We start from the raw sequence: 12,970 nt of genomic DNA, 5'->3' as shown, positions 1-12,970 counted from the left end.
ATCGCCGGATTCGACATCACTCTGCCGCCAATTGGTCCGACCACTTTGCTCAGGCCGGATCACCGGGAAGCGGCCCGTCGCGACGTGTTGCCAGCGGCACGTAGAACCCGCCGCCGGCGGCCCTGAACTCGGTGCTCTTGTCGGCCAGGCCGCGCTGCACCGCCTCGTCTTCGCCGATGCCCCGGGCCTGCGCGTACTCGCGCAGCTCGCGCGTGATCTTCATGCTGCAGAAGCGCGGCCCGCACATCGAGCAGAAGTGCGCCTCCTTGGACGAGTCCTTGGGCAGCGTCTCGTCGTGGAAGGCCTCGGCGGTCTGCGGGTCCAGGCCCAGCGCGAACTGGTCGCGCCAGCGGAACTCGAAGCGCGCCTTGCTCATCGCGTCGTCGTGCGCGCGTGCGCCGGGGTGGCCCTTGGCGATGTCGGCGGCGTGCGCGGCGATGCGGTAGGCGACGATGCCCTGGCGCACGTCGTCGCGGTCGGGCAGGCCCAGGTGCTCCTTGGGCGTCACGTAGCAGAGCATCGCGGTGCCCATCCAGCCGATCATCGCCGCGCCGATCGCGCTGGCGATGTGGTCGTAGCCCGGCGCGATGTCCACCGTCAGCGGCCCCAGCGTGTAGAACGGCGCCTCGTGGCAGTGGCGCAGCTGCTCGTCCATGTTGGCCTGCACCAGGTGCATCGGCACGTGGCCCGGGCCTTCGATCATCGTCTGCACCTCGTGCCGCCAGGCGACCTGCGTCAGCTCGCCCAGCGTGCGCAGCTCGGCGAACTGGGCCTCGTCGTTGGCGTCGGCCGCCGAGCCCGGGCGCAGGCCGTCGCCGAGCGAGAAGGCCACGTCGTAGGCCTTCATGATTTCGCAGATCTCCTCGAAGTGCGTGTAGAGGAAGTTCTCCTGGTGATGGGCGACGCACCACTTGGCGAGGATCGAGCCGCCGCGCGAGACGATGCCGGTGCGCCGCCCGGCGGTCAGCGGCACGAAGGGCAGGCGCAGCCCGGCGTGCAAGGTGAAGTAGTCGACGCCCTGCTCCGCCTGCTCGATCAGCGTGTCGCGCAGCAGCGGCCAGCTCAGGTCCTCGGCGACGCCGCCCACCTTCTCCAGCGCCTGGTAGATCGGCACCGTGCCCACCGGCACCGGCGAGTTGCGCACGATCCAGTCGCGCGTGGTGTGGATGTGGCGGCCGGTCGACAGGTCCATCACCGTGTCGGCGCCCCAGCGGATCGCCCAGACCAGCTTCTCGACCTCCTCCTCGATCGAGGACGTCACCGGCGAGTTGCCGATGTTGGCGTTGACCTTCACGCGGAAGTTGCGGCCGATGATCATCGGCTCGAGCTCGGGGTGGTTGACATTGGCCGGGATCACCGCGCGGCCGCGCGCCACCTCGTCGCGCACGAACTCGGGCGTGATCGTCTCGGGGATGCAGGCGCCCAGCGGGTTGCCGCGCAACCGGGCTTCGCGCGCGGCGTCGCCGAGGTACTCGCGCATCCACTCGCGGCGGCCGTTCTCGCGCAGCGCGACGTACTCCATCTCCGGCGTGACGATGCCGCGGCGCGCGTAGTGCATCTGCGTCACGCTGGCCCCGGCCGCGGCGCGGCGCGGCCGCCGCTGCAAGGCGGCCGCCTCGCGGCGCAGCTCGTCCAGGCGGGCATCGGCGGCGTCGCCGTGGCGGCCACCGTCGTCCTGCGCAGCGGGCGGGCGGCCGTCGTAGGCCACGGTGTCGGCACGTTCGTCCAGCCAGGCGCCGCGCACCGAAGGCAGGCCGCGGCGCACGTCGAGCGCCACCGCCGGGTCGGTGTAGGGGCCCGAGGTGTCGTAGAGCGTGACGGTCTCGCCGTTGCTCAGCGTGATCTCGCGCATCGGCACGCGCACCGCCGGCGAGGCGCCGGGCACGTAAACCTTGCGGGACTGGGGGAAGGGTTCGCGGCTCAGGGACAGCCGCTGCTGCAGGTCGCCGGGGGCGTTCATCGGGCAATCTCCGTATCGGTTGGATGAATGCCCCGCCATCGGCGCCGACTGAACGGCGCGCACGCCCGCCCTCGACGGACGGACGCACGCGCCTCGGCGCTGCAGCTCTTCTTACGCTGGTGCTAACCAGATCAAGTTCGCGGTTCCGGCGGTCAGGTCCGCCATCTCAGCACGCCATACGTGCACCCCGGAGCGGGAGCGAGTGTAGTCGGGCCGGCGGCCGCCAGCGCGCGCCGCACGGCCCTGCGGCGGCAGTCGCGCCGCGCGATCACGGCGCCGCGGCAAGGGCATCGAACGCCTGGACACGGACCCGCGCGCGACACACGGAACAATTGCCGCATGACGCCACGCCAGCCCTGCCCGCCGTCGCACCGCCGCCGCGGCCTCGCTGCCGCCGCCGCGCTGGCCACGGTGTTCGCCGTCACCGGCTGCCAGACGACGCCGCCGACACCCGAGCCGCCCCGCGGCCGCAGCCTGCCGTCGATGCCGCCAACACCGGCGCTGGTCGTCGAGCGCCAGTGGCTGCAGAGCTGGTTCGACGGCACGCCGGTCGTCATCACCCAGAAAGGCAGCGGGCCGGTCGCGGTGGAGGTGCCGCTGGCGTTCTCGTTCGACGCCGGCAAACGCAGCGTCAAGCCGCCGCTGGCGGCGGTGCTCGACAAGCTGGCCGAGTCGCTGCGCCGCCAGCCGCAGATGACGCTCGCGCTCGCCGCTCCGGGTGACGCCGGCGGCGACACGGCGCTGGCGGCGCAGCGGGCCGCCGCCGTGCGCAGCTACCTGCTCGGCCGCGGCGCCGGCTCGGCGCAGCTCGGCGCGCCGCAGGTGGCGGGTGCACGCGCCGTCCAGCTGCGGCTCGAACTGCGCTGAACAGCACGGAAAAGGCCGCGCAACGAAGCGCGCGGCCGGCCTGTCTGAGGGCCTTGGGTACCTTGGGGTCAGGTCTCTCAAGACCTGACCCCCGCAGCCAGCCCCCCGCAGCGGCACTCAGCCGCAGCCGTCGCGTCGGACCTTGGGGTCAGGTCTCTCAAGACCTGACCCCCGCAGCCGCGGCCGTCGCGTCAGAAGAAGCCCAGCGCGGGGACCTTGGGGTCAGGTCTCTCGGGGACCTTGGGGTCAGGTCTCTCGAGACCTGACCCCCGCAGCCGCAGCCGTCGCGTCAGAAGAAGCCCAGCGCGTGCGGCGAGTAGCTCACCAGCAGGTTCTTTGTCTGCTGGTAGTGGTCGAGCATCATCTTGTGCGTCTCGCGCCCGATGCCCGATTCCTTGTAGCCGCCGAAGGTCGCGTGCGCCGGATAGGCGTGGTAGCAGTTGGTCCAGACACGGCCGGCCTTGATCGCGCGGCCGGCGCGGTAGGCGGCGGTGCCGTCGCGGCTCCAGACGCCGGCGCCCAGGCCGTAGGGCGTGTCGTTGGCGATGTCCAGCGCCTCCTGCTCGGTCCTGAAGGTCGTCACCGCCAGCACCGGGCCGAAAATCTCCTCGCGGAACACGCGCATGCCGTTGTGGCCCTTGAACAGCGTCGGCTGGATGTAGTAGCCGCCCGACAGCTCGCCGCCGAGGTCGGCACGGGCGCCACCGATCAGGCATTCGGCGCCTTCCTGGCGGCCGATCTCGAGGTAGCCGAGGATCTTGTCCATCTGCATCGCCGAGGCCTGCGCGCCCATCATCGTCTCGGTGTCCAACGGGCTGCCCTGCTTGATCTGCTTCACGCGTTCCAGCGCCCGCGCCATGAACTTGTCGTAGATCTTCTCGTGGATCAGCGCGCGCGACGGGCAGGTGCAGACCTCGCCCTGGTTGAACGCGAACAGCACCAGGCCTTCGATCGCCTTGTCGAAGAACTCGTCGTCGGCCGCGGCCACGTCCTCGAAGAAGATGTTCGGGCTCTTGCCACCGAGCTCCAGCGTCGCCGGGATCAGGTTGCCCGCCGCCGCCTGGGCGATGACGCGGCCGGTGGCGGTGCTGCCGGTGAAGGCGATCTTGGCGATGCGCTTGCTCGACGCCAGCGGCATGCCGGCTTCGCGGCCGTAGCCGTTGACGATGTTCAGCACGCCCGGCGGCAGCAGGTCGGCGATCAGCTCGGCAAACACCATGATGCTGATCGGCGTCGACTCGGCGGGCTTCAACACGACGCAGTTGCCGGCGCCGAGTGCGGGCGCGATCTTCCAGGCCGCCATCAGCAGCGGGAAGTTCCACGGGATGATCTGGCCGACGACGCCCAGCGGCTCGTGGAAGTGGTAGGCGATCGTGTGCTCGTCGATCTCGCTGATCGCGCCTTCCTGCGAGCGCAGGCAGCCGGCGAAGTAGCGGAAGTGGTCGACGGCCAGCGGCACGTCGGCGGCCAGCGTCTCGCGCATCGGCTTGCCGTTGTCCACCGTCTCGGCATAGGCCAGCAGCTCGAGGTTCTGCTCGATGCGGTCGGCGATCCTCAGCAGGATGTTCGAGCGGTCGGCCGGCGGCGTGCGGCCCCAGGCGTCGGCTGCGGCGTGCGCGGCGTCGAGCGCACGCTCGATGTCGGCGGCGCCAGAACGCGCGGCGCGCGTGTAGGGCTTGCCGGTGATCGGCGTCACGACGTCGAAGTACTGGCCCTCGACCGGCGGCACGAACTTGCCGCCGATGAAGTTGTCGTACTGGGCCTTGAACTGGACCTTGGCGCCCGGCGTGTTGGGCAGTGCGTAAAGCATCTGTTGTCTCCTTGGGGTCTTGGGGCGTCGTCCGGTACGAAGCCTTGCACCGGATCGCGCGGGGGCCGCAACAGCAGAGGGCGTGCCAGCCGCGTTCGGCGCCGGAACCACCGGCTTTCGGCAAAACACGGCGTGTTTCGCGTCAAAACCGGCGTCGGCTGCGCATCGTGGCGGGACAGCTGTCCCGTCTCGTGACAGTCCGTGCCGGCCTCCGGGTCGATCCGCATCGCGGCGGCGAAGGCTTGCGCTAGGCTGGGCCGGCCCCGACACGAGAGCCCGCCAGAGGCTCGCGCTGGAGACGAGACGATGCCCAGTTCCCTGCTCGCCGCGCGCACGCCGCCGGCCCGGCTGCGCGAAGCGCGGCGCCGCTTCTTCGACACCGGCGAGCTCGCCGACGACGCCTTCGAGCCCGCGCTGACACGCAGCTGGCGCCGCAGTCGCGACTTCGGCCTGGCGCCCAGCGGGCGTTTCGCCGGCGCGCCGCATGCGTCGTCGGCGCAGCTGGCGCGTGCGCTGGACCGGCAGCACGAGTTCGTCGCCCACGCGCGGCCGGTGATGGAGTTCCTGTTCGACCAGACGCGCGACACCGACAGCATGGTCATCCTCGCCGACGCCCAGGGCATGCTGCTGCATGCCCTGGGTGACGCCGGTTTCGTCGACCGCGCCCAGCGTGTCGCGCTGCGCCCGGGCGCGAGCTGGCACGAACAATGGCGCGGCACCAACGCCGTCGGCACGGCGATCGCCGAAGGCGCGCCGGTCGTCGTGCACGGCAGCGAGCACTACCTGGAGCGCAACGCCTTCCTGACCTGCACCGCAGCGCCGATCGCCGATCCGGCCGGCCGGCTGCTGGGCGTGCTCGACATCTCCGGCGACCACCGCGGCTACCACCGCCACACGCTGGCGCTGGTGCGCTCGGCGGCGCGCATCATCGAGCACCGCCTGTTCGACACCCGCCACGCCGCCGGCCTGCGCCTGCGGCTGCACGCCCAGCCCGAGGGCCTGGGCACGGTCACCGAAGGGCTGCTCGCCGTGTCCGAGGACGGCTGGATCGTCGGCGCCAACGGCGTCGCGATGGCGATGCTGGGGCTGACGCCGGGATCGGTCGGCGCGCTGACGCTGGAACGTGTGCTGCCGCTGGACATCGCCACGCTGGCCGCCTGGAGCCGCGGCAGCGCCGCGCATGCCGTGCGTCGCGACGACGGCAGCGTGCTGTGGCTGCGGGTCGAAGGCGGCCGCAGCCTGGGCGTGCGGCCGGTCGCCCCGGCGGCGCCGGCGGTGGCCGACGCGCTGGCGCGGCTGGACACCGGCGACAGCGCGATGCAGGCCGCGATCGGCCGTGCCCGGCGTGTGCTCGACAAGCCGATCGCGCTGCTGCTGCAGGGCGAGTCGGGCGTCGGCAAGGAGCTGTTCGCACGCGCCGTGCATCGCAGCAGCGCACGCCGCGACGCGCCCTTCGTCGCCGTCAACTGCGCCGCGCTGCCCGAGACGCTGATCGAGGCCGAGCTCTTCGGCTACCGCCCCGGCGCCTTCACCGGCGCGGCGCGCGACGGCGCCCCCGGGCGCATCCGCGAGGCCCACGGCGGCACGCTGTTCCTCGACGAGATCGGCGACATGCCGGCGGCGCTGCAGACGCGGCTGCTGCGCGTGCTGCAGGAACGCGAGGTCGTGCCGCTGGGCGGCGGGCGGCCGCAGGCCGTGGACTTCCGACTGATCTGCGCCACCCACCGCAACCTGCGCGAGGCGATCGACGCCGGCCGCTTCCGCGAGGACCTGTACTACCGCCTCAACGGCCTGGCGCTGCAGCTGCCGCCGCTGCGCCAGCGCGGCGATCAGGCGGCGCTGGTGGCCGGCATGCTGCGCGAGCTGCTGCCGGCACGCGACGTGCGGCTGGCACCCGAGGTCGCGCAGGCCTTCGCGCGCCACCGCTGGCCGGGCAACCTGCGCCAGCTGCACAACGCGCTGGCCACCGCCTGCGCGCTGCTCGACGAAGACGAGGACGAGATCGGCTGGGGCCACCTGAGCGACGACCTCGCGGAGGACCTGCGCCAGCGCCCGGCACCGGCCGCTCCGGTGGCCGACGCGGTCGACCTGCGCTCGCAGTCCGAGCGCACCGTGCGCCAGGTGATCGAGACCTGCGCCGGCAACCTGTCGGAGGCGGCACGCCGGCTGGGCATCAGCCGCAACACGCTGTACCGCAAGATGCGCGAGCTGCGGCTGCGCTGAGGCGCGCCGGGCGCCGCCGGTAGAATCCGGCGATGGAAACGCCCGGCAATCTCTTCGTCGTCGCCGCGCCCAGTGGCGCCGGCAAATCCAGCCTCGTCAAGGCCCTGCTCGAGCTCGACTCGCACCTGTCGGTGTCGGTCTCGCACACCACGCGCAAACCGCGCGGCCAGGAGCAGAACGGGCGCGAGTACTGGTTCGTCGACGAGCCCGAGTTCCGCTCGATGATCGAGCGCGGCGACTTCTTCGAGTGGGCGCAGGTGCACGGCAACCTCTACGGCACCTCGCGCAAGGCGATCGAGGAGCGCCTGATGCGCGGCGAGGACGTCGTGCTCGAGATCGACTACCAGGGCGCGCTGCAGATCAAGAAGCTCTTCGCCTACGCGGTGCTGATCTTCATCCTGCCGCCGAGCTGGGACGAACTGCGCCAGCGCCTGCTGCGCCGCGGCGAGGACGGCCACGAGGTCATCGAGGTGCGCATGCAGAACGCGCGCGAGGAGGTGGCCCAGGCCCGCCACTTCGACTTCGTTATAATCAACCAGTTGTTCGAGACGGCGCTCTTCGACCTCAAGACGGTCGTGCACTCGCAGCGCCTCAAGTACGTGACGCAGTGCCGCAACCGCTCCCAGGTCTTCGCGGCACTCGACCTGCTCTGATCGAACCCACCGCACCAGGAACTCCGCAATGGCCCGCATCACCGTCGAAGACTGCCTGCACAAGATCCCGAACCGCTTTCAGCTCGTGCTGGCGGCGACGTACCGCGCGCGCATGCTGAGCCAGGGCCACGCGCCGAAGATCGAGACCAAGAACAAGCCCGGCGTGACCGCGCTGCGCGAGATCGCCGCCGGCGAAGTCGGCCTGGAGATGCTGCGCAAGGTCCCGGTCTGACCACCACCTCGCATCCCTGACGGGCGCCCTCGCGGCGCCCGTCGTCGTTTGCGGCCCCGCGCCGTCCGTGCCCGACATTCCACGCTAGATTACGCAGCATGGGGATCCGCTCTCTGGCTGCCGAGCTGCTGCCTGCCGCGCTGCAGGGGCGTTCGCGCGCGTCCGAACCGCCCGAGCAGACACCCGCCGAGGCGGCCTCGTTCGCGGGCCTGACCGAGAAGCTCGGCTACCTGTCCAAGGGCGACATCAAGCTCGTCCGCGAGGCCTACAAGTTCGCCGACGAGGCCCACCTGGGCCAGTTCCGCGCCAGCGGCCTGCCCTACATCACGCATCCGCTGGCCGTCGCCGGGCTGTGCGCCGACTGGCGTCTGGACGTGCAGGCCGTGATGGCCGCACTGCTGCACGACACGATCGAGGACCAGGGCGTCACGAAGACCGAGCTGATCGAGCGTTTCGGCGCCCCGACGGCCGACCTCGTCGACGGCCTCACCAAGCTCGACAAGCTGCAGTTCAGCACGCGCGAGGAGAGCCAGGCCGAGTCCTTCCGCAAGATGCTGCTGGCGATGGCGCGCGACGTGCGCGTCATCCTCGTCAAGCTCGCCGACCGTCTGCACAACATGCGCACGATGGAGTCGATGGCGGCGAACAAACGTTCGCGCATCGCCCGCGAGACGCTGGAGATCTACGCCCCGATCGCCCACCGCCTGGGCCTGAACCAGACCTACCGCGAGCTGCAGGAGCTGTCCTTCCAGTACCTGCATCCCTGGCGCCACGGCGCGCTGGCCAAGGCGATCAAGCGTGCACGCGGCTACCGCCGCGACATCGTCGAGCGTGTGCAGCGCGACGTCGAACGGGCCTTCGGCGCGCAGAAGATGAAGGTCGAGGTCACCGGACGCGAGAAGACGGTGTTCTCGATCTACCGCAAGATGCGCGAGAAGCACGCCGGCTTCGCCCAGGTCAACGACATCTTCGGCTTTCGCATCGTCGTCGCGACGCTGCCCGAGTGTTATCTGGCGATCGGCGTGCTGCACCAGCTCTACAAGCCGGTGCCGGGGCGCTTCAAGGACTACATCGCGATCCCCAAGGCCAACGGCTACCAGTCGCTGCACACGACGCTGGTCAGCCCGCTGGGCACGGCGGTCGAGTTCCAGGTGCGCACCGACGAGATGCACGCCGTGGCCGAACGCGGCATCGCCGCGCACTGGATCTACAAGACCAGCGGCAAGGGCGACTCGCAGGAGGCGCAGCGCCTGGGCGCGCTGTGGCTGCAGAGCCTGATCGACATCCAGGACGAGACGCGCGACTCGGCGGAGTTCCTCGAGCACGTCAAGATCGACCTCTACCCCGACGCGGTCTACGTCTTCACGCCGCGCAGCAAGATCCTGGCGCTGCCGCGTGGCGCGACGCCGGTGGACTTCGCCTACGCGATCCACTCCGACGTCGGCGACCACGTCGTCGCCGCCAAGGTCAACGGCGAGCCGGTGGCGCTGCACACCGAACTGCGCAGCGGCGACGTCGTCGAGGTCATCACCGCGCCGGGCGCGCGCCCCAGCCCGGGCTGGCTGCACATGGTGCGCACCGGGCGCGCACGCTCGAAGATCCGCCACTACCTGAAGAACCTGGAGTCCGAGGAGTCGCAGGCGCTGGGCGAGAAGCTGCTCGGCCAGGCGCTGCGCGCCGAAGGCCTGCAGGCACCGTCTTCGGACCCGGCCGATGCCGACGCGGCCGCCATCTGGCAGCAGCTGACGCGCTGGAGCGGCAACCGCAGCCGCGACGAGTTGCTCAACGACATCGGCCTGGGCAAGAAGATCGCGACCATCGTCGCCAAGCGCCTGGCCGGGCTGCTGGCCGAACGCGGCATCCGCCCCGACGCGGTGATGCTGACGATGGGCCGCTACGCCAGCGACGACAGCTCGCCGACGCAGGGCGTGGTCTTCGTCGACGGCAGCGAAGGCGCGTCGGTGCAGATGGCGCACTGCTGCCGCCCGATCCCCGGCGACCAGATCGCCGGCTACCTGGGCCGCGGCGAAGGCCTGGTCGTGCACACCAGCGAGTGCCAGGTCGGCCGCCGGCTGTTCGAGCGCGACAGCGAACGCTGGATGCGCGTCGAGTGGGCCGAGGAGCCGACCCGGGCCTTCCCGACGACCGTCGTCGCGCTGGTCCACAACGGCAAGGGCGTGCTGGCGCAGATCGCCTCGGCGGTGGCCGCGGCCGAAGCCGACATCACCCACCTCGACATGGACCAGGAACCGGCCGCCGAGACCACCGAGCTGCGCCTGCTGGTCAGCGTGCGCGACCGCGTGCACCTGGCCGAGGTGCTGCGCACGCTGCGCCGCGCGCCGGCGGTGCTGCGCGTCTGGCGCGACAAGCCCGGTCAGGCCTGAGGCGTCGCACCCGGCGGCGCCGGGTAACGCACCTCGACGACCTCGATCGTCTCCAGGCCGCCCGGCGTCATCAGCTGCACCTCGTCGCCTTCGCGCGACTTCAAGAGCGCGCGGGCGATCGGCGCCACCCAGCTGACCTCGCCCTTCAGGTTGTCGGCCTCGTCGATGCCCTTGATCGTGATCGTGCGCTCCTCGCCCTTGGCATTGGCGTAGGTGACGGTGGCGCCGAAGAAGACCTGGTCGCTGCCGTGGTGCGCCGACGGGTCGGCGACCTCGGCGATGTCCAGGCGCTTGGTCAGGAAGCGGATGCGGCGGTCGATCTCGCGCAGCCGCTTCTTGCCGTAGAGGTAGTCGCCGTTCTCGCTGCGGTCGCCGTTCTTGGCGGCCCAGGAGACGGTCTCGACGATCTTCGGCCGCTCGACGTCGAGCAGCGTCATCAGCTCCTCGCGCAGCATGCGCCAGCCCTGCGGCGTCATGTAGTTGCGCGTGCCGGCCGGCAGCGGCGGCAGGCCGGGGAGATCGTCGTCGCCGTCGTCGGCGGCGTCGGTTTCCTTCGTGAAGGCCTTGTTCATCGGCTCGTCGGCCGGCGTCGTGCCGGCAGGGTCAGCGCACCGGCACCCAGGCTTGCAGGCGCGGCAGCATCGCGCGGTACGGCGCGAGCAGCAGCGCGGCCATCAGCCACTTGACGCCGAGGTCGCCGGCGGCGAGCTGCATCCAGGGCACGTCGGTGCCGGCGAAGGCGAGGAAGAAGAACACCGAGGTGTCGACGACCGAGGCGACGACCGAGCCGATCAGCGGCGCCTTCCACCAGCTCTGCTGGCGCCAGCGGTTGAACACCGCGATGTCCATCAGCTGCGAGAAGATGAAGGCGCAGCCCGAGGCCACGGCGATGCGCCACGGCGCCAGCACCGCCGACACCGCGACCGCGATCGCGAAGCCGATCCAGGCCACGCGACGCGCCTCGGTGACGCCGACCGCGCGGTTGGTCAGGTCGCAGACCAGGAACACCAGCGGATAGCTGAACGCGCCCCAGGTCAGCCAGTCGCCGATCGGGTACTGCACGAGCACGTTGGACAGCACGATGACGAAAGCCATCGCGGCGATGGGCTTCGACAGGGAAACGAGCGGGAGACGGTTCATGGGCGGAAACCTCGGGTCAGCCCGTTATTGTCGCCGCTAGGGATGGGCCGCGCGTGTGGCCGCTCGCTAGCCTGCCCTTCTTTCGGTGTGAACGATGGAGGGATCCATGGCCCAGCGCGCGCTGTGCGTCGGCATCAACCAGTTCCGGCGCTACCCACAATTCCAGCTCAACGGCTGCGTCAACGACGCCCGCGACATGGCGGCGCTGCTGACCGGCACGCTGGGCTGGCGCCCGCGCGAGGTCACGCTGCTGCTGGACAAGCAGGCGACGAAGGCGGCGATCCTCGCCCGGCTGCACAAGATGGCCGACCAGGCACGGGCCGGCAAGCTCGACCGCATCGTCTTCTCGTGGTCCTCGCACGGCACCCAGATCGCCGACACCAGCGGCGACGAGCCCGACGGCGTCGACGAGGCGTTCGTGCCCTACGACGTGGCCGAGAAGGACGGAGACTGGGACCCGGCGCACATCATCACCGACGACGAGCTGCACGACCTGTTCGCCATGCTGCCGCCGGCCGTCGAGCTGGAGGTCTTCCTCGACACCTGTCACAGCGGCACCGGGCTGCGCGGCGCCGAGTTCTCGCTGCACGCGCCGCGGCCGCGTTTCGTCGCGCCGCCCAGCCGCCAGGGCACGCTGCGCCAGCGCGCCGCCACCGGCTTCGTGCTCGGCCGCGACGCCGAGCAGCCCGGAGAACACCACGTGCTGTGGACCGGCTGCAAGGCCAACCAGACCAGTGCCGACGCGTACTTCGACGGCCGCTACAACGGCGCCTTCACCTACCACTTCGTGAAGGCGACGAAGGACGGCGCCGGCCAGCGCAGCCGTGACGCGGTGCTACAGGCGATGCGCCAGGCGATGAAGGGCAAGTTCAGCCAGGTGCCGCAGCTCGAGACGCGGGCGAGCAACCGCGCCGCCGCGCTGGCGCACTGAGCCCGGCCGGGTGTCGCACGCCAGGGCACATGCCCGCAGCCCCGGCGAGCCGCTAGAGTCGGCGGCCATGCCCGACCGCCGCACCCCCGCCCTCGCCGTCGCCGCCCTCGTGCTGATCGCCCTGCTCGCCTGGTCGGGCTGGCAGCCCTACGAACGCGAGACCTGGGTGCTGGAGACGGTGCCGGTGATGATCGTGCTGCCGCTGCTGGCCGCCACCTACCGGCGCCATCCGCTGACGACGCTGCTCTACACGCTGGTCTTCGTGCACTGCGCGGTGCTGATGCTCGGCGGCGCCTACACCTACGCGCGGGTGCCGCTGGGCTTCCAGCTCCAGGACTGGCTGCAGCTGTCGCGCAACCCGTACGACAAGATCGGCCACTTCATGCAGGGTTTCGTGCCGGCCGTCGCGGCACGCGAGATCCTGCTGCGCGGCGGCTTCGTGCGCGGCCGGCGCATGCTGGCCTTTCTCGTCGTCTGCATCGTGCTGGCGATCAGCGCCAGCTACGAGCTGATCGAATGGGGCGTCGCACTGGCCATCGGCCAGGACGCCGACGCCTTCCTCGGCACCCAGGGCGACCCGTGGGACACGCAGTCGGACATGTTCATGGCGCTGATCGGCGCCATCACCGCGCTGCTGTCGCTGTCACGCCTGCACGATGCGCAGATCGCGCGCCTGGGCCCCGCGCGCTGAACATCCGCGATGCGGTGGCCGGCCGAGGCACACGCCCCCCGGCGCAAGACCCACGGTCGAAATCTTGCTTACGCTGACG

General features: G+C 71.0%; 11 protein-coding genes and 1 riboswitch. Of the genes, 7 read left to right on the top strand and 4 right to left on the bottom strand.

Going from position 1 to position 12,970, the window contains the following annotated elements; all coding sequences use genetic code 11:
- Nucleotides 1–49 precede the first annotated feature (49 nt).
- Nucleotides 50–1,960 (bottom strand): phosphomethylpyrimidine synthase ThiC, encoded by a 1,911-nt coding sequence (gene thiC / locus G5B56_RS00180; RefSeq protein ID WP_164961995.1) that lies wholly within the window; start codon nt 1,958–1,960, stop codon nt 50–52.
- Between the two features lie 91 nt (nt 1,961–2,051).
- A riboswitch (TPP riboswitch) is annotated at nt 2,052–2,160 on the bottom strand.
- Between the two features lie 139 nt (nt 2,161–2,299).
- Here thiC and G5B56_RS00175 point away from each other — a divergent pair.
- A complete protein-coding gene (locus G5B56_RS00175) occupies nt 2,300–2,827 on the top strand; it encodes a hypothetical protein (protein ID WP_164961994.1) in 528 nt (175 codons plus the stop codon).
- 289 nt (nt 2,828–3,116) lie between these two features.
- Here the strand turns inward: G5B56_RS00175 and G5B56_RS00170 are convergent, their stop codons facing one another.
- Nucleotides 3,117–4,637: an aldehyde dehydrogenase family protein gene (locus G5B56_RS00170; RefSeq protein ID WP_164961993.1), complete on the bottom strand. Its 1,521-nt coding sequence runs from the start codon at nt 4,635–4,637 to the stop codon at nt 3,117–3,119.
- A gap of 306 nt (nt 4,638–4,943) precedes the next feature.
- Between G5B56_RS00170 and G5B56_RS00165 the strand changes: the two genes are divergently transcribed.
- The 4 genes from G5B56_RS00165 (at nt 4,944) to G5B56_RS00150 (ending at nt 10,129) form a co-directional block, all read left to right on the top strand.
- Nucleotides 4,944–6,860, top strand: a complete 1,917-nt coding sequence (locus tag G5B56_RS00165) for a sigma-54-dependent Fis family transcriptional regulator (protein ID WP_164961992.1) — start codon at nt 4,944–4,946, stop codon at nt 6,858–6,860.
- Between the two features lie 32 nt (nt 6,861–6,892).
- The gene (gene gmk, locus G5B56_RS00160; protein ID WP_164961991.1) at nt 6,893–7,513 is read left to right on the top strand and encodes a guanylate kinase; all 621 of its coding nucleotides are present in this window, start codon (nt 6,893–6,895) and stop codon (nt 7,511–7,513) included.
- Between the two features lie 28 nt (nt 7,514–7,541).
- Nucleotides 7,542–7,745 carry a DNA-directed RNA polymerase subunit omega gene (rpoZ, locus tag G5B56_RS00155; RefSeq protein WP_009858930.1) on the top strand — a complete coding sequence of 68 codons (204 nt, stop codon included), beginning with the start codon at nt 7,542–7,544 and terminating at the stop codon, nt 7,743–7,745.
- 98 nt (nt 7,746–7,843) lie between these two features.
- Nucleotides 7,844–10,129 carry a bifunctional (p)ppGpp synthetase/guanosine-3',5'-bis(diphosphate) 3'-pyrophosphohydrolase gene (locus tag G5B56_RS00150; RefSeq protein WP_009858931.1) on the top strand — a complete coding sequence of 762 codons (2,286 nt, stop codon included), beginning with the start codon at nt 7,844–7,846 and terminating at the stop codon, nt 10,127–10,129.
- On the opposite strand, the gene greB is transcribed toward G5B56_RS00150, so the two are convergent.
- Nucleotides 10,120–10,701 (bottom strand): transcription elongation factor GreB, encoded by a 582-nt coding sequence (gene greB, locus G5B56_RS00145; RefSeq protein WP_009858932.1) that lies wholly within the window; start codon nt 10,699–10,701, stop codon nt 10,120–10,122. The two genes, G5B56_RS00150 and greB, sit on opposite strands and share 10 nt — an antisense overlap.
- Before the next feature lie 31 nt (nt 10,702–10,732).
- The gene (locus G5B56_RS00140) at nt 10,733–11,269 is read right to left on the bottom strand and encodes a VUT family protein (protein WP_009858933.1); all 537 of its coding nucleotides are present in this window, start codon (nt 11,267–11,269) and stop codon (nt 10,733–10,735) included.
- 106 nt (nt 11,270–11,375) lie between these two features.
- On the opposite strand from G5B56_RS00140, the gene G5B56_RS00135 reads away from it, so the two are divergent.
- On the top strand, nt 11,376–12,200 hold the full coding sequence (locus tag G5B56_RS00135) for a caspase family protein (protein WP_009858934.1): 825 nt from the start codon (nt 11,376–11,378) through the stop codon (nt 12,198–12,200).
- A gap of 67 nt (nt 12,201–12,267) precedes the next feature.
- Entirely contained in the window at nt 12,268–12,891 is a 624-nt protein-coding gene (locus tag G5B56_RS00130; protein WP_009858935.1) for a DUF2238 domain-containing protein, read from the top strand.
- The last annotated feature ends 79 nt before the right edge of the window (nt 12,892–12,970 follow it).

This window comes from Rubrivivax sp. JA1026 (assembly GCF_011065555.1).
Taxonomy (GTDB): domain Bacteria; phylum Pseudomonadota; class Gammaproteobacteria; order Burkholderiales; family Burkholderiaceae_C; genus Rubrivivax; species Rubrivivax benzoatilyticus.
Note: the sequence above shows the minus strand (reverse complement) of the source record. Positions and strands in the feature narration are given on the sequence as shown.